19 protein-coding genes, 2 tRNA genes and 3 rRNA genes are annotated in these 26,999 nt (G+C 61.6%); 8 read left to right on the top strand and 16 right to left on the bottom strand.

The features are described 5' to 3' along the window. The first annotated feature begins 170 nt into the window (after positions 1 to 170). Both CLAM6_RS03085 and slyA read left to right on the top strand, forming a co-directional pair. On the top strand, positions 171 to 1,283 hold the full coding sequence (locus CLAM6_RS03085) for a DUF5924 family protein (RefSeq protein WP_043335301.1): 1,113 nt from the start codon (positions 171 to 173) through the stop codon (positions 1,281 to 1,283). A 217-nt stretch (positions 1,284 to 1,500) separates the two neighbouring features. After that, positions 1,501 to 1,947 carry a transcriptional regulator SlyA gene (gene slyA / locus CLAM6_RS03080; protein ID WP_043335305.1) on the top strand — a complete coding sequence of 149 codons (447 nt, stop codon included), beginning with the start codon at positions 1,501 to 1,503 and terminating at the stop codon, positions 1,945 to 1,947. A 141-nt stretch (positions 1,948 to 2,088) separates the two neighbouring features. Here slyA and CLAM6_RS03075 read toward each other — a convergent pair whose 3' ends face one another. After that, on the bottom strand, positions 2,089 to 2,637 hold the full coding sequence (locus CLAM6_RS03075; protein ID WP_054555152.1) for a hypothetical protein: 549 nt from the start codon (positions 2,635 to 2,637) through the stop codon (positions 2,089 to 2,091). Between the two features lie 209 nt (positions 2,638 to 2,846). On the opposite strand from CLAM6_RS03075, the gene CLAM6_RS03070 reads away from it, so the two are divergent. Further along, positions 2,847 to 3,299: a universal stress protein gene (locus CLAM6_RS03070; RefSeq protein ID WP_043335309.1), complete on the top strand. Its 453-nt coding sequence runs from the start codon at positions 2,847 to 2,849 to the stop codon at positions 3,297 to 3,299. Between the two features lie 167 nt (positions 3,300 to 3,466). Here CLAM6_RS03070 and CLAM6_RS03065 read toward each other — a convergent pair whose 3' ends face one another. Next, entirely contained in the window at positions 3,467 to 5,404 is a 1,938-nt protein-coding gene (locus CLAM6_RS03065; protein WP_107335478.1) for an ATP-binding cassette domain-containing protein, read from the bottom strand. Positions 5,405 to 5,730: 326 nt separating this feature from the next. Between CLAM6_RS03065 and CLAM6_RS03060 the strand changes: the two genes are divergently transcribed. Both CLAM6_RS03060 and CLAM6_RS03055 read left to right on the top strand, forming a co-directional pair. Beyond that, positions 5,731 to 6,681 carry a TatD family hydrolase gene (locus CLAM6_RS03060; RefSeq protein ID WP_153635129.1) on the top strand — a complete coding sequence of 317 codons (951 nt, stop codon included), beginning with the start codon at positions 5,731 to 5,733 and terminating at the stop codon, positions 6,679 to 6,681. Between the two features lie 48 nt (positions 6,682 to 6,729). Continuing rightward, the gene (locus CLAM6_RS03055; protein WP_225347560.1) at positions 6,730 to 7,296 is read left to right on the top strand and encodes a hypothetical protein; all 567 of its coding nucleotides are present in this window, start codon (positions 6,730 to 6,732) and stop codon (positions 7,294 to 7,296) included. 91 nt (positions 7,297 to 7,387) lie between these two features. Here the strand turns inward: CLAM6_RS03055 and CLAM6_RS03050 are convergent, their stop codons facing one another. The 5 genes from CLAM6_RS03050 to CLAM6_RS03030 form a co-directional block, all read right to left on the bottom strand. Further along, positions 7,388 to 9,070, bottom strand: coding sequence for a DEAD/DEAH box helicase (locus CLAM6_RS03050; RefSeq protein ID WP_153635128.1), 1,683 nt, complete (start codon positions 9,068 to 9,070; stop codon positions 7,388 to 7,390). Between the two features lie 216 nt (positions 9,071 to 9,286). Then, positions 9,287 to 9,823, bottom strand: coding sequence for an HPP family protein (locus CLAM6_RS03045; RefSeq protein WP_043335366.1), 537 nt, complete (start codon positions 9,821 to 9,823; stop codon positions 9,287 to 9,289). Between the two features lie 113 nt (positions 9,824 to 9,936). Further along, positions 9,937 to 11,745, bottom strand: a complete 1,809-nt coding sequence (locus CLAM6_RS03040; protein ID WP_240548692.1) for an ABC transporter permease — start codon at positions 11,743 to 11,745, stop codon at positions 9,937 to 9,939. A 141-nt stretch (positions 11,746 to 11,886) separates the two neighbouring features. Next, entirely contained in the window at positions 11,887 to 12,933 is a 1,047-nt protein-coding gene (locus CLAM6_RS03035) for a Fe(3+) ABC transporter substrate-binding protein (RefSeq protein ID WP_225347558.1), read from the bottom strand. Between the two features lie 236 nt (positions 12,934 to 13,169). Beyond that, positions 13,170 to 13,742: an elongation factor P hydroxylase gene (locus tag CLAM6_RS03030; protein WP_242007731.1), complete on the bottom strand. Its 573-nt coding sequence runs from the start codon at positions 13,740 to 13,742 to the stop codon at positions 13,170 to 13,172. Between the two features lie 378 nt (positions 13,743 to 14,120). On the opposite strand from CLAM6_RS03030, the gene CLAM6_RS03025 reads away from it, so the two are divergent. Beyond that, the gene (locus CLAM6_RS03025) at positions 14,121 to 15,560 is read left to right on the top strand and encodes an MATE family efflux transporter (RefSeq protein ID WP_242007797.1); all 1,440 of its coding nucleotides are present in this window, start codon (positions 14,121 to 14,123) and stop codon (positions 15,558 to 15,560) included. 317 nt (positions 15,561 to 15,877) lie between these two features. Then, positions 15,878 to 16,612 carry a hypothetical protein gene (locus CLAM6_RS03020; protein WP_052384769.1) on the top strand — a complete coding sequence of 245 codons (735 nt, stop codon included), beginning with the start codon at positions 15,878 to 15,880 and terminating at the stop codon, positions 16,610 to 16,612. 41 nt (positions 16,613 to 16,653) lie between these two features. On the opposite strand, the gene tusA is transcribed toward CLAM6_RS03020, so the two are convergent. Next, entirely contained in the window at positions 16,654 to 16,899 is a 246-nt protein-coding gene (tusA, locus tag CLAM6_RS03015) for a sulfurtransferase TusA (protein WP_054555155.1), read from the bottom strand. Positions 16,900 to 16,961: 62 nt separating this feature from the next. On the opposite strand from tusA, the gene CLAM6_RS03010 reads away from it, so the two are divergent. Continuing rightward, the gene (locus CLAM6_RS03010) at positions 16,962 to 17,246 is read left to right on the top strand and encodes an antibiotic biosynthesis monooxygenase family protein (RefSeq protein ID WP_043335322.1); all 285 of its coding nucleotides are present in this window, start codon (positions 16,962 to 16,964) and stop codon (positions 17,244 to 17,246) included. A gap of 124 nt (positions 17,247 to 17,370) precedes the next feature. Here the strand turns inward: CLAM6_RS03010 and rlmM are convergent, their stop codons facing one another. The 8 genes from rlmM to CLAM6_RS02970 all read right to left on the bottom strand — a co-directional run bounded on the left by rlmM (position 17,371) and on the right by CLAM6_RS02970 (position 26,885). Beyond that, entirely contained in the window at positions 17,371 to 18,444 is a 1,074-nt protein-coding gene (gene rlmM, locus CLAM6_RS03005) for a 23S rRNA (cytidine(2498)-2'-O)-methyltransferase RlmM (RefSeq protein WP_131431318.1), read from the bottom strand. Between the two features lie 210 nt (positions 18,445 to 18,654). Then, a 5S ribosomal RNA gene (rrf, locus tag CLAM6_RS03000) occupies positions 18,655 to 18,770 on the bottom strand. Between the two features lie 136 nt (positions 18,771 to 18,906). Then, a 23S ribosomal RNA gene (locus CLAM6_RS02995) occupies positions 18,907 to 21,792 on the bottom strand. A gap of 232 nt (positions 21,793 to 22,024) precedes the next feature. Beyond that, positions 22,025 to 22,100: transfer RNA gene (locus CLAM6_RS02990), tRNA-Ala, on the bottom strand. 39 nt (positions 22,101 to 22,139) lie between these two features. Continuing rightward, positions 22,140 to 22,216 (bottom strand) — tRNA-Ile (locus CLAM6_RS02985). A gap of 76 nt (positions 22,217 to 22,292) precedes the next feature. Then, positions 22,293 to 23,833: ribosomal RNA gene (locus CLAM6_RS02980) — 16S ribosomal RNA — on the bottom strand. Together the 16S, 23S and 5S rRNA genes with 2 tRNA genes alongside form the textbook arrangement of a ribosomal RNA operon. A gap of 483 nt (positions 23,834 to 24,316) precedes the next feature. Further along, entirely contained in the window at positions 24,317 to 26,221 is a 1,905-nt protein-coding gene (locus tag CLAM6_RS02975) for a M48 family metallopeptidase (protein WP_153635126.1), read from the bottom strand. A 70-nt stretch (positions 26,222 to 26,291) separates the two neighbouring features. Then, the gene (locus CLAM6_RS02970; RefSeq protein WP_054555402.1) at positions 26,292 to 26,885 is read right to left on the bottom strand and encodes a LemA family protein; all 594 of its coding nucleotides are present in this window, start codon (positions 26,883 to 26,885) and stop codon (positions 26,292 to 26,294) included. Between the last annotated feature and the right edge of the window lie 114 nt (positions 26,886 to 26,999).

The raw sequence follows: 26,999 nt of genomic DNA, 5'->3' as shown, positions 1-26,999 counted from the left end.
TGGCCCGGGCTGACTGGCGCACGCTATCGACAGCCGATGTAGGCAAAGATCGACGCTACACCGCGCAAGGCAGCCGCGTTACCCTGAACGCTTTCCCAACCCGCAGGCTGGCCGCGACACCTCCTCGCGCGCCAGCAGGCTTTCAAAGGCCTCATCGATATCATGCTTTCATGAGCAGCACTCTCACCGCCCTGTATCTGCGCCTGACCGGCCTTGTCGAACGCACCAAGCGCTGGCACTGGCTATGGCCGCCCATCGGCTTCGCCGCCGGCATCTGCAGTTTCTTCCTCGTCAATCGTCAGCAATGGCTGGGCGGCATGCTGGCGCTGGGCATGATGCTGGCCTGGTTGATCCTGATCGCCGAAGGCCTGTGGAGCCGTCTGCGCCGCCATCGCGGCCAGAATGCCCTGCCCCGCAAGCTGGCGACCTTCGTGGCCCAGCTGATCCAGCAGGAGACACTGTGTTTCACCTTGCCGTTCTTCCTGGCGACCACCGACTGGGCCAGCGGCCAGGCGGGCTTCACGTTGCTGCTGTGCGGCGCGACCCTGCTGTCGATTCTCGACCCCTTCTACTACCGGCTGGCCGAGCGCCATCGCTGGCTGTACTTCGGCTTCCACGCCCTGTGCGTGTTCGTGGTGGTACTGGTCACCCTGCCCCTGCTGCTGGAACTGACCACGGGCGAGAGCCTGCTGGCCGCCTGTGCCGCCATGAGCCTGTTCGCGCTGCCCAGCGTCGCCAACCTGCGCATCGCACGTGGGGTGGTCGGCGGTCTGGCGATGATCGGCATCAGCGTGATGCTCGGGGTAGGCGCATGGGGGGCACGCGCCTGGATTCCGCCCGCCACGCTGTGGATCAATGCCAGCAGCCTGTCGCCGGACTTCGATACCGCGGCGCGCGCACCGCGTGGCGAGATGCAGCTGACGCCTGCGCAACTCTCCGCCCGAGGCCTCTACGCCTTCACGGCCATCCGCGCGCCGCGCGGCCTGTCGGAGAAGGTCTATCACGTCTGGCGGCATGACGGCGAAGTCGTCGATCGCATCGCCCTGAACATCAATGGCGGGCGCAGCGAAGGCTACCGCGCCTGGACGCACAAGACCGCCTTCCCGCAGGGCAGCGAGGGCGAGTGGCGCATCGATGTCGAGACGATGAACGGACAGCGCATCGGCAGTCTGCGCTTCGTGGTCAGCGATGATCCGCAGCAGGCCACCCTGGCCGACAGCACCATCAGCCAGCCACCCGGCATCCCCGGCTGGCGTATCACCAACCTGATTCCGGGTTTGTGACAGTCGCCATCATGAGTCACTTTGCAAGCGGGAACGCTGAGTTACTCGACCTTGGACGTAAAATTCGTTCGCAGGCTTGTAATTATCCAGACTGCCTAGCATGCTGATGTGAAGGGCGGCGCGCGCAAGGAATCAGTCTCATTCAGGTTTGAGTGATGCCGGACGCGCGCCAATGACAAAAGCCCCTTCACATTTGCACTCAGCGGACGACCTATCCATGCATGAAGATATCGGACTCAAGCTTTCCCGCCTGCCGCGCCTGTGGCGCGCCATTCTGGACCAGCGACTGTCCCCACTAGGGCTGACCCAGACTCGCTGGATGACGCTGGTACACCTGTGGCGCATGGGCGATGGTCAGCCCCAATGTGATCTGGCTCGCTCCATCGGTATCGAAGCCCCGTCGCTGGTTCGCACCCTGGACCAACTGACCGAACAGGGCCTGGTCGAGCGCCGTGCCTGCGAGGAAGACCGCCGCACCAAGCGCATCTTCCTGACCCGCAAGGCGCTGCCACTGATCGAGAAGATCGATGCCATCGCCGAGCAGACTCGCATCGAGATGCTCGAGGGCCTGAGCGAGGCGCAGGTCGATCAATTCTGTGAATGCCTGCGCGTCATGGAGCGCAATGGCCTGGAAATCTCCGAGAAGGTGCCGGAGAGCGCCTGAGCCTATACGCCGACCGGAAGTGGCCGGCCGCGCCAGCAGGACATGAACGCAAGCGAGACATGAACGCAAGCGAGACATGAAAAAGCCCCCATCGAGTGACTCGATGGGGGCTTTTTTCTGCAGGCGGGCAGGCTGCGCGTGTCAGGCGTCCGGCATCTTCGGCTCGGTGCCCACCAGCGGTCGACGCTTGTGCGAGATAGGCGCCTTGTCGATCAACAACGCATGCAAGGCCTCGAATTCGCGCCGCCAGTCGTGGCAGCTCTCCACATCCAGACTCTCGCCCCACCACAGCGTCAGGCCGGAGAGCGACGACTCCAGCATCAGGGCATCCTCCGGCAGCGTGCGCGTGAAGCGCAGCAGCGCCGCGGCGACATCAGGGTCATCCGCCAGGCGACTCTCTTCGCGCCAGCGATAGCCCGGCACCGCCTCACGCAGGGCATCACTGGCCCATTCATCCTGCACCAGAATGAAGGGCGTGACATCGCGCTCGGTCGGCCAGGGGCGGCGGTAACCGACGATGCCCTTGGGCGCGTCAGAAAGCGCCGGCGCCTTGAGATCCACCCGCATGCCATCGGCGATCACCGCCTTGCGGACCAGTGAAGTGCGCGTCTCGCGTTTGCTGGGGCGTAACCAGGTCAGCGGCGACAGCATCGCCAGCACGACAAAAATGATGATCAGCGCAGTCGTCATCGTCTATCCAACGGTTGTCTATTCAAGGGTTTCATCAAGCAGGACGTGGCGTGAAAGCGCAAGATAGGCTATGCAGCCCCGCAGTGTTGCGTATCACGCACTGCCATTACGTTGATGTAAGTCATTGTGTTCAAGGGGGCGGCAAGCCTAGCATGGAAGCAGGTGCACGACGCCACTCGAATGGCCAACCTCTGCGGGAGGACCTCAGGATGAGCAACGAATACAAGCATGTACTGGTCGCTGTCGACCTGACCAAGGATTCCCATCTGGTGCTGGAGCGGGCACTGCCGATCGCCAAGCGCAACGGCGCCAAGATTTCCATCATCCATACGCTGGAACCGTTGGGTTTTGCCTATGGCGGTGATATCCCGATGGATCTGACCAGCATCCAGGACCAGCTGGATTCCCACGCCCGTGAACGGCTCGGCGAGATCGCCTCCCCTCATGATATCGCCGCCGAAGACCAGTACGTGGTGGTCGGCATGCCGGACAGCGAGATTCATCGCTTCGCGGCCGAACACGACGTGGACCTGATCGTGGTCGGCTCGCATGGTCGACATGGCTTTGCGCTGCTGCTGGGCTCCACCTCCACGGGTGTCCTGCACGGTGCCCAGTGCGACGTGCTGGCGGTGCGCGTCGGCGCGGATGACAGCGAGGAATGATGACGGCCGGCTAGACGACACCTCATGCCAGACGACACCTCACGTCGATGACATGTGAGGGACGACAAGAGGGCTGCCCATGGGCAGCCCTCTTGTGTGTTCAGCTGACGGGCTTTCTGCACCGCACGGTCATCAAGCATCGTCACTCATGACCGTCACTTGCGGCTTCAGCCTTCCTGCATGGCTTCAAGTTCCATCCAGCGTTCCATCGTCTCTTCCAGCACCTGCTGCTTGTGGCTGAGCTTCTCCAGCGTGTTCTTCACCGCCTTGGCATCCCCGGTGTAGAACTCCGGCGCCGCGATCTCGGCTTCCAGCGTCGCGATCTCCGCTTCCAGCTTCTCGATGGTCGCCGGAATCAGGTCCAGCTCGCGCTGGAACTTGTAGGGCAGCTTGACCTTCTTGTTGGCCTGCTGCGCCTGGGCGGCCTCACGCTTGCGGCGCTCGTCTTCTGCCTGGGCATCACGACGGTGCTTTTCCTCACGCTCACGCTCGACTTCCCACGGTGCCGGCGGCAGATGCCCGCCCTGACGTATCCAGTCACTGTAGCCCCCGACATACGGCTTGACGACCCCGTCGCCCTCGAAGGCGAGGATGTTGGTGACCACGTTGTCCATGAAGGCACGGTCGTGGGAAACCAGCAGCACGGTGCCGTCGAAGTCGAGCAACAGCTCCTCGAGCAGCTCCAGCGTCTCGACATCCAGGTCGTTGGTCGGCTCATCGAGCACCAGCACGTTGGCTGGCATGGTGAACAGACGCGCCAGCAGCAGACGGTTGGACTCGCCCCCTGACAGGGAGCGAACCGGCTGACGCGCGCGGTCCGGCGTGAACAGGAAGTTCTGCAGGTAGCTCATCACGTGCATGTCACGCCCGCCGACCGTGACACGGTCGCTGCCGCGCGCCACGTTGTCGTAGACGGTGGCTTCCATGTCGAGGCCCTTGCGCAGCTGATCGAAGTAGGCGATCTGCAGCTTGGTGCCTTCGATGCGCTTGCCTTCGCTGGCTTCCAGCTGACCTAGCAGAATGTGCAGCAGCGTGGTCTTGCCCGCGCCGTTGCGCCCCAGCAGGCCGACCTTGTCACCGCGCTGGATCTCGACGCTCAAGTCACGGATGACCCACTGCTCCTGCGCCTCGTCGTAGCGATAGCTGACGTTCTCCAGCTCCACGACCCGCTTGCCGCTGCGCTCGGCGGAGTCGACGGCGATACGCGCACGGCCCTGCACTTCACGCCGCTGGCCACGCTCGGCACGCATCTTCTCTAGCGCACGCACACGGCCTTCATTGCGGGTACGACGCGCCTTGACCCCCTGGCGGATCCAGGTCTCTTCCTGGGCCAGTTTCTTGTCGAACTCGGAGTTCTCCTTGGCCTCGACATCCATCTCGTGCTGCTTCTGGGCCTGGTAGGCCGCGTAATCGCCCGGGTAACGCCCGAGACGGCCACGGTCCAGCTCCAGAATCTGGGTCGCGAGGCGCTTCAGGAAGGCCCTGTCGTGGGTGATGAACAGCACGGCGCCTGAGAAGGCCGCGACCTGCTCTTCCAGCCAGGCGATGGTATCGAGATCCAGATGGTTGGTCGGCTCATCGAGCAGCAGCAAGTCCGGGTCGGAGACCAGCGCACGCGCCAGTGCGACACGACGGCGCCAGCCGCCGGACAGGTCTTCCATCATGGTGTCTTCCGGCAGGCCCAGGCGGGTCAGCACGGTATCGATACGCTGCTGGAACTGCCAGCCATCGACGCTTTCCAGCGCGACCTGCACATGCTCGAGACGCTTGAGGTCCGGCTCGGGGTCGCTGATCAGGTGATGATATTCCGCCAGCAGCGCGCCCGCCTTCGGCAGGCCTTCAGCGACGATATCGAAGATGGTGCGTCCTTCGGCGGCCGGCAAGTCCTGCGAGAGCACGCCGATCTTGAGGCCCGGTGCCTTCCACAGCTCACCGGCATCGGCCTGGAATTCGCCGGTGATCAGCTTGAGCAGGGTCGACTTGCCGGTGCCGTTGCGGCCGACGAGCGCCAGACGCTCGCCGCGCTCGACGACAAGGTCCGCGCCGTTGAGCAAGACGTGATGGCCATAGGCCAGCTGAAGATTTTCCAGTCGTAACAATGCCATGTGCAGCAGCAACTCGTGACGGGTCCACGGCCGGGAAGGCCACGGAGGAAGTGGGAGTCAGGCGGACAGGCCGCCGCCAGCGACGCGCGCCGGAGAATGCTGCCATTCTACCCGAGGCGCAGCGTGCAGGCGATGGAAGACGCCGCAAGGGCTGAAAGACGCCGGCGCCTTGGGTAGAATGGCCGACCGCTTGAAATCACGTCACGTGCCCTGCACTGCCAAGACCCGCCTGGCATGCAGCGCTATCGAGTGCCAGGCCGACGGGCTGTCGCCCGGCCTTGCGCTGTCACGTGTCTTCTCCCTCACCGCGATCCCAAGGGTGTCCGATGTCCGCGCTTCCCCCGCATGCCGATCCTGCCTCCCTGCCTTACTATGATAGCGAGCGGCTGTCCGACGAGACGCTTGCCGCCTTGTGTGACGACCTTGAACTCGGCGAGGCCGATATCGCGGCCGCGCTGACGCTGCTGGCACCGGAGCTGCGTTTCGCCAGCCCCTCTGCGCTGGTCGACATCGGCGTCAACCTGACGCATGAGAGCTACGCGCGCGACATCGAGGGCACCTTGCTGCGAGCACGCGCGGCGGGCGTCAGCCAGCAGATCCTGACCGGCACCAGCCTGGATGGCTCGCGTGAGGCCCAGGCGCTGGCGGCACGCTATCGTGGCCTTTCTGCCACCGCCGGCGTGCATCCACATGATGCCAGCCAGTGGAACGACGGTGTCGAACGCGGCATCCGGGAGCTACTGGCGCAGCCGGAGGTCGTCGCGGTGGGGGAATGTGGCCTCGACTTCAATCGCAACTTCTCGACGCCCGCCGAACAGGCCCGAGCGTTCGAAGCGCAGCTGACGCTGGCCGCCGAGACAGGCCTGCCGCTGTTTCTGCATGAACGTGACGCCGGTCGCCAGATGCTCGAGATGCTCAAGCACTGGCGCGACGATATCAGTCACGCCGTCGTGCACTGCTTCACCGGTGAGCGCGAGACGCTCTACGGCTATCTGGATATCGATCTGCACATCGGCCTGACCGGCTGGCTGTGTGATGAGCGCCGAGGCGAACACCTGCGCAGCCTGTGCCGCGAGATTCCCCTCGAACGCCTGATGCTGGAAACCGATTGCCCCTATCTGGTACCGCGCAATCTGCCCGCCAAGCTCAAGGGGCGGCGTCATGAACCCTCTCTGCTGGTGTGGATCATGGCGGAGGTCGCGGCGCTGCGTGGTATCGACATGGAAGAACTCGCAGAGGCCACCAGCGCTACTGCCACACGCTTCTTCCGCCTGTAATCGGCATCAACGACTTTCCCTGCACGCTTCCCTGCTCTGGACATCACCATGCACGAATATGAACCCGAAACAGGGGACTTCCCCGCCTTCATCGCCGTCGAGACCGGCGAGGACTCCAGTCTGCCGCTGGCCATCGCCTGGGCGCTGCCCGATGGCCAGATGAAGCATGTGCTGATCCAGCCGGATGACGAATGGCTGGATGGCGAGATGCTGGAGCTGGGCGACTACAGCCTGGACGACCTGCGCAGCTTCGGCGTCAGCCCCCTCGATGTGCTCAAGGAGCTGGAGCAGGACTACTACCAGACCACGCTCTATACCACCGGCGTCATGGATGACGAGCAGGCACTGGCCCGCCTGTTCGACGCCTACAACATGGACCCGTTCATCGAGTTCGCGCCGGCGGAAGGCCTCTACCCTGAGCTTGCCCCGGGTGACTGGGCGCGCGAGCGCAACAACATGCTGTTCGAACAGGGCCTGCAGCCCTTCCGCCCGGACAACGAGGTGCTGGTGATGCTGGCCATCCATACCCGCCTGCGCGGTGATGGCGTGCGTGGCGAGCAAGACATCCAGGGCACTGGCCCGGATTACGAGATCGACTGGGAAGAAGACGTCTGATCAGTCGCTACCGCTCCTGACACGCAAACGCCCCGACAACCTTGCGGTTGTCGGGGCGTTTCTGTTCAAGCCTTGGCCTCTACGACGCGGCTCAGCCGTTGGAGCGGCCGCCACCGTTGCCACCGCTGGAGCGATTGCGGCCACCACGCGAGCGGCGACGCGGGCGCTCATCATTGCTTGGCGCATTCGGCGCACGGTTGCCGTTCACCTCCGGCTGCGGCGCGACGCGATTGCCATCGACTTCACGCTGCACCGGTGCACGGTTGCCGCGGTTGTCATCATCGACACGCGCGGTCTGCTGAGGCTGACCACCAGTGCGCTGACCACCCGAGCGCGCGCCGCCAGAACGCTGACCTTCAGAGCGCTGCCCGCCAGAACGCTGGCCGCCATTGCCACGACCTTCACCAGCAGGCTTGCCGCCAGTGCGCTGGCCGCCAGAACGCTGGCCGCCATTGCCACGGCCTTCACCGGCAGGCTTGCTGCCAGTACGCTGGCCACCAGAACGCTGGCCGCCATTGCCACGGCCTTCAGCGGCAGGCTTGCCGCCAGTGCGTTGGCCGCCAGAGCGCTGGCCACCACGCGGCTGACGCGGTTCACGTTCCGGCTCGACATCGACTTCCGGCACGAAACCTTCCACTTCGACGCGCTTGAGCTTGCCCTTGAGCAGACGCTCGATGCCGCCGAGTTCCTTGCGCTCATCGCTGGAGACCAGCGAGATGGCACGCCCACTGGCGCCGGCACGGCCGGTACGTCCGATGCGGTGCACGTAGTCTTCCGGCACGTTGGGCAGTTCGTAGTTGACGACCTGCGGCAGCTGCTCGATATCCAGACCACGCGCCGCGATGTCCGTCGCGACCAGCACGCGCACTTCGCCGTTCTTGAAGCCGGCCAGTGCCTTGGTACGCGCATTCTGGCTCTTGTTGCCGTGAATCGCCGCGGCACTGATGCCGGACTTCTCGAGCTTGGTCGCCAGACGGTTGGCACCGTGCTTGGTACGGGTGAAGACCAGCACCTGGTGCCAGTTTTCCTTGATGATCAAGTGCTTGAGCAGCGAAGGCTTGTGGCTCTTCTCCACGGTGTGGATATGCTGCTCGACCTTTTCGGCCGTGGTGTTGCGCGGGCTGGCTTCCACCGCCACCGGGTCATTCAGCAGCTTGTTGGCCATGCCGCGAATCTCATCGGAGAAGGTCGCGGAGAACAGCAACGTCTGGCGCTTGGTCGGCAGCAGCTTGAGCAGACGGCGGATGTCGTGGATGAAGCCCATGTCCAGCATGCGGTCCGCTTCATCCAGCACCAGCGTCTCGAGATCGGAGAAATCGATGGCCTTCTGGGAGTGCAGGTCCAGCAGGCGGCCCGGCGTGGCGGTCAGGATCTCGACGCCAGAGGACAGGCGGCTGATCTGCGGGTTGATCTTCACGCCACCGAATACCACGGCATTGCGCAGCTTCAGGTGACGAGAATAGGCAGTGACGTTCTCGTCGATCTGCGCGGCCAGTTCACGCGTAGGCGTGACGATCAGGGCCTTGATCTTGCGGGCACCCGCGGGAGCGCTCTGTGAGAGGCGCTCGACCAGCGGCAGGGCAAAACCGGCGGTCTTGCCGGTACCGGTGCGCGCGGCAGCCATCACATCACGGCCTTCCAGCACGGCAGGAATCGCACCTGCCTGGACGGGAGACGGCGTGGAATAGCCCATCTCGGCGATCGCTTTCAGGACAGGAGCGGACAGCCCCAGGGAGGCAAACGCCGGGACGGAATTGGCAGTAGTCTCAGTCATCAATATCTCTTCGGCTGACCGGCCACGTGCTGGTCGATCATTAAGGAATGGCGCCTGGCCGGGCACGTGCCGGGAGAGGGAGCGAGGCGTATCAGGCGCAGAGAAGAAAGAGTCGGTCAGAGGGACCTCATCAGGCTGCTGCCAGTCGCTCGCGTCAGGCGATGGCCCAGTCTACCATCTTCCGCCGTCGCCTGCAGAAACGCGCATCCGATGGGCTCAATGCCAGTGCAGCGGATAGCGACGATGACGCGCCAGATTGTTGATCAACACCGCCAGCACCAGCATCGCCAAGCAGCCAAGCCCCACCGGCAACAGGGCGTACCAGTAGCCCAGCTCGTGCAGCGGCTGACCGCCGATCACCGCGATCAAGGCCGTGGCGCCGCCCGGCGGGTGCAGGGTGTGCGTCAGCTGCATGACCAGCAGCGCCACCGAGACCGCCATGGCCGCCGCCAGCCAGCCATCGCCCAGCCAGTGATAGCAGGCGACACCGACCAGTGCCGACAGCATGTTGCCGCCCAGTACATTGCGCGGCTGGGCCAGCGGACTGTGCGGCGCGCCGTAGAGCAGCACCGAGGTCGCGCCGAAGGACCCCACCAGCAACAGCGAGCTGACCGCCAGATAGTGCGAGGACAGCCAGCCGATCAGCGCCATGCCCAGAAAGGCCCCGAGCCATGACCACAGGGCATCGGCAACATGCGGCCTGCCCCGCTTCAGGGGGCCACCACGCATCTTGGCTACGTAAGGCTTGAGCATCGTGCGAACCATCTCCGGCGTTGTCCTGTCAGTGTCGAGCGCTGCACCCTAGGCGATCTCCACACGAGGAACAACTCTCATATGGCAATAAGCTGATGCCGACGCTGTCTTCATCATGACTCGCTGCGCGAGGCCACGATGGTGCGCGAGATCACGATCACCGGCAGGATGCCGACCACCACGATCACCAGCGCCGGCAACGCCGCCTGCTCGAGCATTTCATCCGAGGCGTACTGATAGACGTGGGTGGCGAGCGTATCGAAGTTGAAGGGCCGCAGCAGCAAGGTGGCCGGCAGCTCCTTCATGGCATCGACGAAGACCACCAGCGCCGCGGTCAGCAAGCCGGGGCGGATCAAGGGCAGGTGCACCCGGCGCAGTGTCGAGAAGGTGTTCTCGCCCAGCGAACGCGCCGCCATGTCCATCGAGGGCGTGACCTTGTCGAGGCTCGATTCGATGGAACCCGCGGCGATGGCAAGGAAGCGCACCACATAGGCAATGATGATCGCGCCCATCGTCCCCGTCAGCAGCAGGCCGCTGGAGAACCCGAAGTTGGCGCGCAGGAAGCTGTCCAGCGCATTGTCGAAACCCGACAGCGGCACCAGCACGCCCAGCCCCAGCACGGCGCCCGGCATGGCATAGCCGAGACTCGAGAGCTTGAGCGCCTGCTGTACGCTGGCGGTGCGATCCAGCCGCTTGGCGTAGGCCAGCAGCACCCCGATGATCAGCGTCAACACGGCAGCACTCACCGACAGCATCAGGCTATTGAGCGCGTAACCGGCGAAGTCCGGCGTCCACGACTCCTCGAAGTAGCGAATGGCATGCCGCGTCAGCAGCCCCACCGGCAACAGGAAGCCGAACAGCAGCGGCAGCAGGCAGGCCAGTGTCGCCAGTCCGGCGCGCCAGCCATGCAGGGTCGGACGACGATAGCGACGATAGCGATCGCCCTTGCCGAACTGACGCTGCCGGCGCCGGGCATGCCGTTCCAGCCAGATCAGCGTGACCACGAAGATCATCAGACACAGCGCGATCTGGGCCGCACCGCGCAGGCTGCCCATGTTGAGCCACACATTGAAGATGCCGGCGGTCAGCGAACGCACCGCGAAGTAATCGACGGTGCCGAAATCATTGAGCGCCTCCATCATCGCCAGCGCCAGACCGACGGCGATCGCCGGGCGTGCACTGGGCAACGCCACGCGCCAGAAGCTCTGCCAGCCATTGCAGCCCAGGGTGCGGCTGGCATCGCGCAATGACGGTGATTGATCGAGAAATGCCGAGCGCGCCAGCATGAAGACATACGGAAACAGCACCAGCGACAGCATCAGGATGGCGCCACCCAGACTGCGTATCTCGGGGAAGTAGTAATCCTGCGGCGAGTCCCAGCCGAACAGCGCACGCAGCGCGCCCTGGAAGGGCCCGGCATACTCGAAGACATCGGTGTAGATGTAGGCGATGACGTTGGCGGGAATCGCGAACGGCAGCAGCAATGACCACTCGAAGGTGCGCCGCAGCGGGAACTGATACATGGTGGTCAGCCACGCCGACACCACGCCCATGCTGCCGCTGAGCACCGCCACACCGGCCACCAGCGCCAGACTCGTCATGACGTAGTCAGGCAGCACGGTGGAGACGAGGTGCGGCCAGATGCCGTCACCGGCCTGATCACTGCCATCATCGCCGAACAACGCCAGCCAGATGACGGCCAGCACCGGCATCACCACCAGCGCGGCGACCCCCCAGGCCGTCGCGAACCACCCCATGTGCGTGCCCAGGCGCCGCTGACGGCGTCTTATCGCCGCGTCTTCGGCGCCTGACGTGCTGTGAGTCGCGCGCTCCAGGGCGAGCTCCGTCGCGCTGGTTGCCGTGCAGGCTTCCTCTTCAAGGCTCGCACCTCGCTTTGCCAACAGCCGCTTGCCTTGCGTCATCTGTTCTTCCTCACTGACCTGCCAACTGCAATTGCGTCTATTTTACATTGTTCACTCAAACGAAGAGGGGCTGTCGCATCGCGACAGCCCCTCTTCGTTCACGACATCCCACCCGATGGCTTACGCCAGCGGTGAGTGCCGTTACTGGTTGAAGCCGACTTCATTGACCATCTGAGCAGCACGCTTGCGGTATTTGGCGACCTCGGTCAGCGAGAGGTCATCCTGCTTGAACTCGCCCCAGGACGTCAGCAGCTCCGAGCTTTCGGCAGCCGGGTTGGCCGGGTACTCGAAATTGACCTCGGCATACATGTGCTGGGCGGTCTTCTCGGTCAAGAAGCGCATCAGCTTGAGCGCATTCTCTTCGTGCGGCGCGTACTTGGTCATCGCCATGCCGGAGATGTTCATGTGCGTGCCGACACCGTTCTGGTCCGGGAACTCGATGCGTGCCTTCTCGGCCCACGGACGCTGCTCGTCATTGTCGAGCATCTTGCCGTAGTAGTAGCTGTTGCCGATGGCCACGTCACAGACGTTGTCACGAATCGCCTTGATCTGATCGCGGTCCCCGCCCTGCGGCTTGCGCGCCAGGTTGTCCTTGAAGCCTTCCAGCCATTCGCGGGTCGCTTCCTCGCCGTTGTGGGCGATACGCGAGGCGATCAATGCCACGTTGTAGGGGTGATCACCGGCACGCGAACAGACACGGCCCTTGAGGCTCGGGTCCGCCAGGTCGTCATAGCTTGCGACCTGACCGGCCTCGAGACGCTCGACGCTGGTGTAGAGCACGCGGGCACGGGTGGTGATACCGAACCACTGGTTGTCAGGACCGTGATACTGCTCGGGCAGGTTGGCTTCGATGACGTCGTCATTGACGCTCTTGACCAGCTCTTCGTCGACCAGCTCCTGCAGGCGACCGATATCCACCGTCAGCAGGACGTCAGCAGGCGTGTTGCGACCCTCACGCTTGAGGCGCTCGGCCAGACCCTGCTTGGCGAATACCACGTTGACCTTGACGCCGGTCTCCTCGGTGAACTCCTTGAGGAACGGCTCGATCAGATAGGCCTGACGATAGGAGTAGACGTTCACCTCTTCCTGGGCTTGCGCCGGCATGGCCGTGACAGCCGTCACGCCGACCAGCGCACTCAACAACAGCTTGCGAGCGGAGGATGCAGAAATCATGGATACAGCAGTCATCGAATACCCCTGTTCAAGGTGTCCTGCCCTGACGAGGACTGCCATGAGCAGACCTGCAGGCCAGTAAAAGCGGAACCATTGTGTCAATGCGAATCATTCTAATCACAAAGCCCTGACACCTGCAACGTGAGTGCAACGCTGATTTGCAGATAATGCAATCCCGCTCAGGGAGGTGAGTTCCGGGAGGCACGCCCAGCGGGCGACGCCACTGCCGGCTGGCATGCTCAGACAAGGCATCACGCCAGCCGGCCGTCCTCCCCCACCGCAGGCAACAGGGGCCTGGCATGGGCGATGGCCTGCTCAAGCGGCATCCCCTGCTGCCAGACACCGGCGAGTGCGTGGCGGAAGGCAGCGGCGCGGGCGGGCAGGCCGCGCTGCTCGACATCGGCGGCGCGCTGCATCACACGTTGCGCGAAGGCGTCTCGATCCACCTCCAGCTCAAGATTGTCGACGCTGACATGAAACGGCTTGCCCACCGCCCGGTGAAACAGCAGCTCCAGCGCTTGCGGCGCGACCTCGACACTCTCGAAGGCGCGCTGCTGCTCGGCGTCGCGACCATCCGGCGCATACCAGTAGCCGTAATCTTCCTCGAGCCGCCGTCTGGCGCCTGCGATGCACCAATGACTGATCTCATGCAGCGCGCTGGAAAAGAAGCCACGTGCCAGATAGAGGCGGTGATAGCCAAGCTCTGATTCCGGGACATGCCTGCCTTCCCCCTGCATGCCGGCCGGAAGGTACAGCGGCTCTTCGGGATCACAGCGCAGCAAGGTGTTGAAGGTGTCGCCGAACAGGCCGTCGAACAACGCCATCAAGGTGGCGAGGTCATGCGCACGACGGGGGCTCCCGCAGGCGGAATCAGAGGAAAGGACGGCAGGTAGGGACTCATGGGACGACACGGCAATTCTCGGCAAGCGCTGGCAGTGTGTGGGCATTCGATGGCGACAGGAAAACCTGCTCTGTCGGATGGCTCATTGTACGTGGCTAGCGTATAGCGCGTCATTTCAGCTGACAGTGTCGCTCACAGCCGTGATAATTCATCAGCTTGCGTTCATGAAACCTGCTTATCTGCTAGGATGGCGCGCCAAGCAAGAATGATTCTCGATTACTAGCAGGAGCCTGCCGTGCCCCCCGCCGATTCATCCACCCCCTCCAAGCCTCAGACGGCCCCCGGTTCTCCGCCTCCGCCACTGATTCCCCGCGTCAGAGCGGAAACCTCACGCCTGCTGACCCTGGCGCTGCCGATCTGTGGCGCGCAGCTGGCTCAGGCAGGCATGAGTGCCGTGGACGTGTTGATGACGGGGCGTTCCTCGGCCACGGACCTGGCAGCCGTGTCGGTGGGCTCAAGCCTGTGGGTGCCTCTGCTGCTGCTGATGGCGGGCACCCTGATGGGTCTGACGCCGGTGGTCGCGCAATTGATGGGGGGCAATCGCAGCGGTGAGGTGCGAGGCAACGTGCATCAATCGCTGTGGATCTCGCTGGTGCTCGGCAGCCTGTCCGGGCTTGCGCTGTGGTATCTGGCCGCGCCGATCTTCACCCTGATGGAGGTGCCTGAGGCCGTGGCCGAGCAGGCGACCCTCTACCTGATGGCCATCGCCTGGGGCATGCCGGGTGCCGCCTTCTATCAGGTCCTGCGCGCCTACTCGGACGGCATGAACCATACCCGCCCGGCACTGATCATCAGCCTGATCGGCCTGATATCGAACATCCCGCTCAATTACGTGCTGATCTACGGGTCTGCGGGCGTGGATGACCTGCTGGGGATCACCCTGCCGGGACTGTTGGGCGACATCCCCGCCATGGGCGCCGCCGGCTGCGGTATCGCCACTGGCCTGGCGATGTGGATCATGTGCCTGAGCATGTTCGCCTACACGCGTTACAGCAGCGCATATCGCGCCGTGGCGCTGTGGTGCCAACCCAGCGCTCCCCATTTCAAGCAGATGGGCGAACTGCTCAAGGTCGGCCTGCCGATCGGGATCGCGATCTTCTTCGAGGTCACGCTGTTCACGGTCATCGCCCTGTTCGTGGCCAGCTTCGGCGAGATCAAGGTCGCGGCCCACCAGGTCGCGCTCAACTTCACCTCGCTGCTGTTCATGCTGCCGCTGTCGATGGCGATGGCCCTGACCGTGCGCGTCGGTCACACCATCGGCCGTGGCGACATGCGCGAAGCACGCTTCGTGGCCTGGAATGGCGTGGCCTTCTCGTTGGTGGTGGCGCTGGTGAATGACATCGTGATCTGGGTACTGGCCGAGCCGGCCGTGGCGCTCTACACCAGCAACCTCAAGGTCCAGGCCCTGGCCATGTCACTGATCACCCTGGCGATGCTCTATCAGGTCTCGGATTCCCTGCAGGTCGCCATGGCAGGCGCACTGCGCGGCTTCAAGGACACACGCATCATCATGCTGATCACCATGTTCGCCTACTGGGTGGTCGGGCTAGGAGGCGGACACCTGCTGGGTGTCGGCAGTGAGGCCTTCCCGATCTCGCCCTGGTCCATCGAGCAGATGGGCGTCTATGGCTACTGGATCGGCATGGTGGCCGGTCTGACCGTGGCGGCGCTGCTGCTCGGCTGGCGCCTGTGGATCATCGCGCGCCGTGGCGTGCGTGACGAGGCAATGGCGAGTCAGTGACGCCTGGCGGATAGCGCCTGCATCTCAGCCTGCATCCCAACAGGAAGCTCGGCCTGGATACTGGGCTGACAGCTGCCTGAAACGCCTTGATGAGCAAGCCCCGCGACACCCGACAGGGTGACGCGGGGCTTTTGCGTTTAAACACGAAAAAGCTGATAGACGGTCATTTCGTCCAAGGAGGGGTTACCGTCAAGGCTCTGGCTGTGCTAATGGTTATTCAAGGCAGTGCTCTCTCGCTGACGACACACATGGCAGAAGCGAGAGAACGCACCAGCACACGCCGAGGACGATCGACAAGCTGCTGAGGAGGGTTCGTCATGGGCGTACCAGTATCTTCCCCCCGCTCCGCCAAGGTCATCGACCTGAGTGTCATGCGTGACAGGATGCGTGCACGACGTCGTATTCTCCGGCTGGCGCCGGAACACGACGGGTTGGAAATGCTCTACCAGCTCGACAGCGATCCGGACAGCTATTACAGCATTCCGGTACTGGCCTGGGGGCTGCGCGAGGATGGTGAAGTCGTCGGCATGGTGCCGTGGATGGAGGGACTGATGCCCTGCCACGAGCTGGAAGACCCGCAGCAGGGGCATTTCGTCGGCTATCGCGACCCGGAAACCGACGAAGTCTTCATGCTGGCGCCTGACCACAAGGTGTTCGAGCTCGAACATGCCGCGGCCTATTACGACTATGAAGTCTCGGACAAGACGACGCTGCTGCAGCAACTGCCGGACACGCTGGGTACCCACGCGCTGTGCATGACCAACGGCGAGACACAGTGGCAGCTCAAGCAGGTCTTCGGCTGGCGTCTCTACAGCGATGGCAACATCGAGGCCTTGCTGGTCGATGAGGCTCGCGTCACCCAGACACCCGTGCTGGCCGGCGACGACTGCCTGTACCCGGGGCGCAGTCGGCATGATGTGGTCTATTTCTTCCAGCGCGCCATCGCCAATCAGATACGCGAGCAGGACCCGGCGACGCTGGAGGCTCTCGCGCTGATGATGACTGGCGAGAGCGACCAGGTCTGCGTCGAGGTCCATGACCGCGAAGCCTGAGGGCCAGTCTTGGCCAACGACTCAGCGGCTGCGGATGGAGCTCAACTGATGCGGATGTAATACAGGAACTGTTCCGGCGTCTCGTGGCTCAGTTCCAGGGTGTGGCCGAGAAAGGCGCAGAACTTGGGCACATCACGGGTGGTGGCAGGGTCGGTCGCCACCACCCGCAACAGATCACCCGAGGCAAGCTCACGCACCTTGTTGTGCAGCATCATGATGGGTTCCGGGCAATACAGGCCACTGGTTTCCAGTTCGGCATCGGCCTCGGGCAATGTGATATCGGTCATCGAAGACTCCTGACAATCCTGCCGCCCTGGCTGGCGGCACGTACAAAAAAGGGGAGACAGGCATGATCAAGGTTCTGATCGAACGGCATATCATGCCGGGACTGGAACAGGATTACGAACAGGCCTCGCGTGAAGTCGTACGCGAGGCCACGCATGTCCCGGGCTTCATCTCAGGCGAGAATCTGATGGAAACCGGCCGCGCGGGTCACCGCATCCTGATCACCTCATGGCGCGATGCACGAGCATGGCAGGAATGGTCGGTCAGTCCGGCCAGAGATCGCATGATGGCGCGCCTGGCGCCCATGCTATCCCAACCGGAGCGGATAATCCTGCTGGAGCATACCTGAGCGCGCCTCTCCGGCGAGCGAAGGCATCAGACGCCCCCATACAAGAACCCCACGGCCTGGGCAGGCCGTGGGGTTCTTGTATGGGGCATGTGCCACTCGTGCATGCTGATTGAGCAACAGCCAATCAGTGCGTGATGCGCACGTGCACAGTGACCTCTTCACGGTCGTGATACAGATGACGACAGCGAATCTCGGCACCGACGTTGGAACGCTCGAGACTGGCGGCCAGATAGTCGAGGCAGCGAGAGACTTCCTTCCAGCGCTGCTTCATCGGCAGCTTGAGGTTGAAGACGGCCTCGTTGCACCAGCGCTTCTTCAGCCAGCGCTCGACCATCTCGGTCACACGAATCGGCTTGTCGACGATATCGCAGACCAGCCAATCCAGGCGCAGCGGTGGCTCCCAGGTGAAGCCATCTTCCTTGAGATGCTCGACCTGCCCTGTCGCCATCAGGTCCTTGTTCATCGGGCCATTGTCGATCGCGAACACGAACATGCCCTTCTCGACAAGCTGGAAGGTCCAGCCACCCGGGGCGGCACCAAGATCCGCTGCCTGCATGCCAGTGGCGATGCGACGCTCCCACTGATCGCGCGGCACGAATTCGTGCCACGCCTCTTCCAGCTTGAGCGTGGAGCGGCTGGGCGCACGACTCGGCGAACGCAGGTGACGAATGCCATTGGCATATTCGCTGCGGTTGCCCGGGAAGCTCATGCCCAGCTGGACTTCATCGCCATCCGTCCAGAAGACATGCAACGCCCGACCACCGGCCTTGCGGCGCAGGGCGCCCCGCTTCTTGAGCGCGGACTCCAGCGGGCGACCGACGGCCTTGCCCAGCCCCGACAGCGCCTTGCCATCATTGGTATCCGGCATCTCGTGGCGGATCTCCTCGAAGCTCCAGCCGGCGTCGACCACCTGCTGCAGAATCGGCGAGACACGATTCTCCCGCGACATGCCGACCAGCGGCTCCAGTGCCACCAGTGTCTGACGAGCGAAGACCAACGCCTGTAGCGGCATGTCACGATGCAGGGCGTTGGCGGGCTCATCACCCGTCACCACATAACGCACGAAGCCACTGTCGCGTGCCGCAATCGGATAACCCGGCGTGCCGATATACGCCGCTTTCTCGCTGACTTCTGCGGCCAGGTCGGCCTCGAAGCCAGGGCGGCAATACAGCAACAGTTCTTGAGGTTGCATCATCATCTCCAATACAGAAGGCTGGGGAGTCTAGCTTCTCGCCGCTGCCTTCTACAAGCGTGCATGTACGTGATGGGGCTGTGACAACGCTCAGGCCGTCGTCATGGGCGCAGCAGACGCCTCACGAAGCGCGTACGTCTCTTGCTTTGCGCAACTTTTCTCACCACAAAGAGAACCGCCCCTGCAGCAAGGCTACAGGGGCGGTTCAGTATAAGTGCCTGACGATGACCTACTCTCACATGGAGAAACTCCACACTACCATCGGCGCTAAGCGGTTTCACTTCCGAGTTCGGCATGGGATCGGGTGGTTCACGCTCGCTATGGTCGTCAGGCGAAACGGTGGCATCTTGCGATGCCTGAGTCCCGAGGCTTGTGGCCTCGTGACTCGCAATATGAATCATGCTGACCGATATGTCTCGATCCTGTCGCAATCCCGGCGTTTGCCGAAGCAAACCCCTTGGGTGTTATATGGTCAAGCCTCACGGGCAATTAGTACTGGTTAGCTCAACACATTGCTGTGCTTCCACACCCAGCCTATCAACCTTGTAGTCTTCAAGGGCCCTTCAGGAGGCGCAAGGCCTCAGGGAAGTCTCATCTTGAAGGGGGCTTCCCGCTTAGATGCTTTCAGCGGTTATCCCGTCCGAACGTAGCTACCGGGCAATGCCATTGGCATGACAACCCGAACACCAGAGGTTCGTCCACTCCGGTCCTCTCGTACTAGGAGCAGCTCTTCTCAAACTTCCGACGCCCACGGCAGATAGGGACCGAACTGTCTCACGACGTTCTAAACCCAGCTCGCGTACCACTTTAAATGGCGAACAGCCATACCCTTGGGACCGACTTCAGCCCCAGGATGTGATGAGCCGACATCGAGGTGCCAAACACCGCCGTCGATGTGAACTCTTGGGCGGTATCAGCCTGTTATCCCCGGAGTACCTTTTATCCGTTGAGCGATGGCCCTTCCATACAGAACCACCGGATCACTAGAACCTACTTTCGTACCTGCTCGACGTGTCTGTCTCGCAGTCAAGCACCCTTATGCTCTTGCACTCAATGCACGATTTCCAACCGTGCTGAGGGTACCTTCGTGCTCCTCCGTTACTCTTTAGGAGGAGACCGCCCCAGTCAAACTACCCACCATACACTGTCCTCGATCCGGATAACGGACCTGAGTTAGAACGCCAATGATGTCAGGCTGGTATTTCAAGGTTGGCTCCACCGCATCTGGCGACGTGGTTTCAAAGCCTCCCAGCTATCCTACACAGACAACATCAGCATCCAGTGTAAAGCTATAGTAAAGGTTCACGGGGTCTTTCCGTCTAGCCGCGGGTACACAGCATCTTCACTGCGATTTCAATTTCACTGAGTCTCGGGTGGAGACAGCGTGGCCATCATTACGCCATTCGTGCAGGTCGGAACTTACCCGACAAGGAATTTCGCTACCTTAGGACCGTTATAGTTACGGCCGCCGTTTACCGGGGCTTCGATCAAGAGCTTCGCGTGAGCTAACCCCATCAATTAACCTTCCGGCACCGGGCAGGCGTCACACCCTATACGTCCGCTTGCGCGTTTGCAGAGTGCTGTGTTTTTAATAAACAGTTGCAGCCACCTGGTATCTTCGACCGGTAAGAGCTTACGGAGCAAGTCCTTCACTCGAACCGGTGCACCTTCTCCCGAAGTTACGGTGCCATTTTGCCTAGTTCCTTCACCCGAGTTCTCTCAAGCGCCTTGGTATTCTCTACCTGACCACCTGTGTCGGTTTGGGGTACGGTCGCATGTGATCTGAAGCTTAGAGGCTTTTCCTGGAAGCGTGGCATCAATGACTTCCTGACCGTGGTCAGTTCGTCTCGCATCTCGACCTCAGAGGAACCGGATTTGCCTGATTCCTCGGCCTACATGCTTTCACCAGGACAACCAACGCCTGGCTCACCTAGCCTTCTTCGTCCCCCCATCGCAACCACATCCGGTACGGGAATATTAACCCGTTTCCCATCGACTACGCGTTTCCGCCTCGCCTTAGGGGCCGACTCACTCTGCTCCGATTAACGTAGAACAGAAAACCTTGGTCTTCCGGCGGGGGAGTTTTTCACTCCCCTTATCGTTACTCATGTCAGCATTCGCACTCGTGATACCTCCAGCAGACTTCTCAATCCACCTTCATTGGCTTACACGACGCTCCTCTACCGCTCATCCAGAGGATGAACCCGTAGCTTCGGTACCTGATTTAGCCCCGTTATATCTTCCGCGCAGGCCGACTCGACTAGTGAGCTATTACGCTTTCTTTAAAGGATGGCTGCTTCTAAGCCAACCTCCTAGCTGTCTGAGCCTTCCCACATCGTTTCCCACTTAATCAGGATTTTGGGACCTTAGCTGACGGTCTGGGTTGTTTCCCTTTTCACAACGGACGTTAGCACCCGCTGTGTGTCTCCCACGCTGCACTCACTGGTATTCGGAGTTTGCCTCGGGTTGGTAAGTCGGGATGACCCCCTAGCCGAAACAGTGCTCTACCCCCAGCGGTGATACGTGAGGCGCTACCTAAATAGCTTTCGAGGAGAACCAGCTATCTCCGGGCTTGATTAGCCTTTCACTCCGATCCACAGCTCATCCCAGCATTTTTCAACATACTTGGGTTCGGGCCTCCAATTGATGTTACTCAATCTTCACCCTGGCCATGGATAGATCGCCCGGTTTCGGGTCTATACCCTGCGACTGGTCGCCCAGTTAAGACTCGGTTTCCCTACGCCTCCCCTATACGGTTAAGCTCGCCACAGAATATAAGTCGCTGACCCATTATACAAAAGGTACGCGGTCACACCACGAAGGTGCTCCCACTGCTTGTACGCATACGGTTTCAGGATCTATTTCACTCCCCTCGCCGGGGTTCTTTTCGCCTTTCCCTCACGGTACTGGTTCACTATCGGTCAGCCAGGAGTATTTAGCCTTGGAGGATGGTCCCCCCATGTTCAGTCAAGGTTTCTCGTGCCCCGACCTACTCGATTTCACGTGACTCAGACTTCGACTACGGGACTATCACCCTGTATCGTCAAGCTTCCCAGCTTGTTCGTCTGTCAGTTGTCACGCTTAAGGGCTGGTCCCCGTTCGCTCGCCGCTACTTGGGGAATCTCGGTTGATTTCTTTTCCTCCGGGTACTTAGATGTTTCAGTTCCCCGGGTTTGCCTCTATAGGTTATGTATTGGCCTATAGATACTCACCTGATGGTGAGTGGGTTTCCCCATTCGGAAATCGTTGGGTCGCAGGGTATTTGCCACCTCGCCAACGCTTATCGCAGGCTATCACGTCCTTCATCGCCTCTGGCTGCCAAGGCATCCACCGTATGCGCTTAATCGCTTGACCATATAACCCCAAGGGGTCTGTCAAGGATTACGAATCTGTCGGACCTCTCCGACATATCGTTTGATAGACATGCGCTTGGCGCACATATCTATCGTCAGCATGATTCACATTGTTAAAGAGCGGCTGTTCAGAGAACAGTGAGAAGTCACACAACCTTCACGAGGAAGGCGATATGCTTGTCACTGTGGACTGTGCAGCGTTATCAGGTAGTAGAAGCTGAACCGGACTTTCATGGTGGAGCCAAGCGGGATCGAACCGCTGACCTCCTGCGTGCAAGGCAGGCGCTCTCCCAGCTGAGCTATGGCCCCAAAGTCGGCAAAACCGTGTCGACAAAAGCATGAAGCTTTTGGTGGGTCTGGGCAGATTTGAACTGCCGACCTCACCCTTATCAGGGGTGCGCTCTAACCAACTGAGCTACAGACCCGACACTACTACTCGATAAACTAACTTGATCAGGTAATTCGTTGTGAGCACTTGCCGCGAGCAGTAGACAGTGTCGATAAGGAGGTGATCCAGCCCCAGGTTCCCCTAGGGCTACCTTGTTACGACTTCACCCCAGTCATGAACCACACCGTGGTGATCGCCCTCCCGAAGGTTAGGCTAACCACTTCTGGTGCAGTCCACTCCCATGGTGTGACGGGCGGTGTGTACAAGGCCCGGGAACGTATTCACCGTGGCATTCTGATCCACGATTACTAGCGATTCCGACTTCATGGAGTCGAGTTGCAGACTCCAATCCGGACTGAGGCAAGCTTTATGGGATTGGCTCCACTTCGCAGTATTGCAACCCTTTGTACTTGCCATTGTAGCACGTGTGTAGCCCTACCCGTAAGGGCCATGATGACTTGACGTCGTCCCCACCTTCCTCCGGTTTGTCACCGGCAGTCTCCTTAGAGTTCCCGACATTACTCGCTGGCAAATAAGGATAGGGGTTGCGCTCGTTACGGGACTTAACCCAACATTTCACAACACGAGCTGACGACAGCCATGCAGCACCTGTCTCAGAGTTCCCGAAGGCACCAATCCATCTCTGGAAAGTCCTCTGGATGTCAAGGGTAGGTAAGGTTCTTCGCGTTGCATCGAATTAAACCACATGCTCCACCGCTTGTGCGGGCCCCCGTCAATTCATTTGAGTTTTAACCTTGCGGCCGTACTCCCCAGGCGGTCAACTTATTGCGTTAGCTGCGCCACTAAGTCCTCAAGGGACCCAACGGCTAGTTGACATCGTTTACGGCGTGGACTACCAGGGTATCTAATCCTGTTTGCTACCCACGCTTTCGCACCTCAGTGTCAGTGTCAGTCCAGAAGGCCGCCTTCGCCACTGGTATTCCTCCCGATCTCTACGCATTTCACCGCTACACCGGGAATTCTACCTTCCTCTCCTGCACTCTAGCCAAGCAGTTCCAGATGCCGTTCCCAGGTTGAGCCCGGGGCTTTCACACCTGGCTGACTTAGCCACCTACGCGCGCTTTACGCCCAGTAATTCCGATTAACGCTTGCACCCTCCGTATTACCGCGGCTGCTGGCACGGAGTTAGCCGGTGCTTCTTCTGCGAGTGATGTCTTTCCTCGAGAGTATTAATCCCAAGGCGTTCTTCCTCGCTGAAAGTGCTTTACAACCCGAAGGCCTTCTTCACACACGCGGCATGGCTGGATCAGGCTTTCGCCCATTGTCCAATATTCCCCACTGCTGCCTCCCGTAGGAGTCTGGGCCGTGTCTCAGTCCCAGTGTGGCTGATCATCCTCTCAGACCAGCTACGGATCGTCGCCTTGGTGAGCCATTACCTCACCAACAAGCTAATCCGACATGGGCTCATCCGATAGCGCAAGGTCCGAAGATCCCCTGCTTTCTCCCGTAGGACGTATGCGGTATTAGCCTGAGTTTCCCCAGGTTGTCCCCCACTATCGGGCAGATTCCCATGCATTACTCACCCGTCCGCCGCTCGACGCCTCCTAGCAAGCTAGGATCGTTTCCGCTCGACTTGCATGTGTTAAGCCTGCCGCCAGCGTTCAATCTGAGCCATGATCAAACTCTTCAGTTGAAAGCTTGATAGTCTGTTAAGCAGACCAAACTTGGTTCAGAGTCAAACTTCTCGTGAGAGGCTTGCTCCGATATTTGGTGACCTTGTCACCACTCATCGGCAAGCGCTCACACGAATTACCTGATCAAATTTTTAAAGAGCGTCGCTGTTAAGCGAGGAGGCATATTCTACCCGGAACGCTTGAGAAGTCAAGCACTTGATGATGAGTCAGTCGACTGCCTCTAAGCATCATCAAGCGGTGAGGAGCGTTGCTCGATCACCTGTTCCGTAAGGAGTGCGGCGCATTCTAGCGAATCGCCCGGGATTGTCAATCGATGATTTCGAAGCGGACTTCAAAAACATCAAGCAAAACAATCACCTGCAAACCTCTTTCACCGCTGGCAACGCCATGCGTCCCCAGCAGCGGATGCGTACTTTACGCAGGAATCGGCTTGATGGCAAGGGCTTTTTGACGCAAAAAACAGCCACTCGCCTGATCGATACTCAGACCGCCTTGCCGTCCGCGGGTCGTGACACTGGGCGCGCCTGCCAGCCACCACGCGAATGCGACTGTGCCTCAAGCGCCGCTTCCAGGCGCGCCTCCGGCAGCTGCATGACGCGAGCCAACAGTGTCAGCAGGGCCACCTCCTCATCGGCCAGCGTCTGGTCGGCATGCACTACCTGGGCAAGCGCCGTGAACCAGCGCTGCTTGTCCATCGGGCGCAGGTGAGCCAGCTGCGTGAGATGACGGCAGCGCAGCGCAGGATTATCCCCATCCGGCTGCGACTGCGGATACGCAAGCGCCAGACCAAGTTCCGCACTGGCGTCCAGGAAGATGTTCTCGCGCAGCGCTTCATCGTCGATGAGTCCGACCATCAGCATGAGCCAATGCTGACAGGCCGGCTGGCATTGCTGCAGGGCCAGCGAGTCACTCTTGCGATCGATTCGCGGGTCCAGTGATTCCAGCAGCAACTGCCACAGACACCAGATGAACATGTCCTGCGGAGGTGTCTGCGCCTTGAGCATGCGATGCGCGCGCTCATCCGCTTCCCGCCAGCGCGGTATCAACCGGTTGAGCAAGGGGATCCACTCGACCCGCGGCAAGGACTCGAGCTTGCGCCGCGCCTCGCGCACGCGTTTGCCATCCAGCCAGTCATGCTGACGCTCAAGCTCGGTGAGCCAGACCCCACGCCGGGTGAGCTCCGAAGGCGCGATCATCGCCACCACCAGCTGCGGGCAGAGAAAGCGCGACAGCGTCAGGTTCTCGAGCTCACCCCGGGAACGCGACAGCTCGCCCATGACGGCCGCGCCGGCGATACCCGCCATGACCCCGCCAACCACTTCTGCCCCGATGGGCCCCTGCTGCTCGAAGGTATGCACCGGTTGCTGGCGCGCGCTCAGATATTGCCTGTCCCAACGGGGTTCCAGGCGCTTGATGCGTTCATCCAGCGGCGGATGCGAGTCGAACCAGCCCGTCAGCCATGGCGGACGCGCTTCGACGAAGAAGAGATGGTTGTAGGTCATGGCGCGCGGATGCTGGATACGCCCCTGCCAGCCCATGCCACCGATACGCTTGAGGGCCGAGGCGATGCCATCCGGGAAACGCGTCAGGCGCACTGCACTGGCATCGGCGAGATATTCGCGTGAGCGCGCGACCCCGCGCTGCAACAGCCTGCCGCCCAGCCCGCCGAGACTGCCGAGCAACCACAGCGCCACACCGACCAGCATCAGCTGTGGCATGCCGCCTTTCCTGTCGGAACCGGAGGAGCGCGCCCTGCCCAACACGAAGCCGATGCGCCCCGCCCCCATCAGGAAGCGCCCCGCCTCGGAGAGAAACACCAGGCCGTGGACCGCACTCGCCAGACGCAGGTTGAGGCGGATATCGCCATTGGCGATATGGGCGAACTCGTGAGCGACCACGCCCTGCAGCTCGTTGCGATCCAGCTGCTCCAACGCCCCGCGACTCAGCGCGATCACCGCATCATGGGGCCGATAGCCCGCCGCGAAGGCATTGATCATCGCCTCATGCGGCAGCAGGAACAGCTGCGGCGTGGGCAGATTGGCGGCGATCGCCATTTCTTCCACGACATTCAGTGCCCGCCGCTCGCGCGAGTCCTGGGTCTCGACATCCACCAGCTTGCCACCCAGGCGTGCGGCCACGACCGCACCGCCCTGCTGCAGGCGCCGCAGCTCACGCGCCGCGACCAGTGCATTGCACAGGAAGATGATGCTCGCCACTGGCCAGACATATTCAAACGTCGTGGCGGCCGGGCGCCCCAGGAAACTGCTGATCGCGACATGCACCACGGCGCCGGCGGCAAGAGACACCACCAGCGACATGGCCGTGAAGGCCAGCAGCAATAGCCGCGTACGACGCCGCGCACTGTCCTGCTCATGATAGAAATTCATTCGCGCTCGCCATCTACACAGTGAGGGTCACAGCGCAAGGCCGCTGCGAGAGAAGCATCAGCCGGTCGACTCACGAGAAGCTGACATCCGGCGCCTGGCGGATCTTCACGCTGTCATCGAAGGCCAGCAGGCCTGCATCACTGCGATGACCGAAGGTCGGCGCGAACACCACCTGCGGGAAGCTCTGGCGATAGACGTTGTAGTCGGTGACGGCATCGTTGTAGGCCTGACGCGCGAAGGCGACGCGGTTCTCGGTGGCGGTCAGCTCTTCCATCAGATCGCTCATGGTCTGGTCCGCCTTGAGCTCCGGGTAGGCCTCGACCACCACATCCAGCTTGCCCAGGCTCGCCGCCAGCCCCTGCTCGGCACCGGCCAGGCTAGCCAGCTTGTCCATGCTGCCGGGATGCGCCGCTGCGGCATTCAAGGCGGCCATCGCCTTGTTGCGGGCATTGATCACTTCTTCCAGGGTGCCACGCTCATGGCTCAGATAGCCCTTGGCCGTCTCGACCAGATTGGGAATCAGGTCATAGCGCCGCTTGAGCTGCACCTCTATCTGCGCGAAGGCATTCTCGAAGCGCGCCTTGAGACTGACCAGCTTGTTGTAGATCGAGATCACGTAGATGACGATCAGCGCGATGGCGCCCAGCAGCAGAAATGTTTTCATGATGAGTCCCTTGTGATGAAGCCTTTGCAATGAAGGCCCGGCAGGCGTTGTCCCGCTCTCCGGCGAGTCTTTGCAAGCGCCCCTGTCGATCTTCCTGTGCAATCCGCTTCCAGT

Origin of the sequence: Cobetia sp. AM6, assembly GCF_009617955.1 — a bacterium.
Lineage (GTDB): Bacteria > Pseudomonadota > Gammaproteobacteria > Pseudomonadales > Halomonadaceae > Cobetia > Cobetia amphilecti.
Note: the sequence above shows the minus strand (reverse complement) of the source record. Positions and strands in the feature narration are given on the sequence as shown.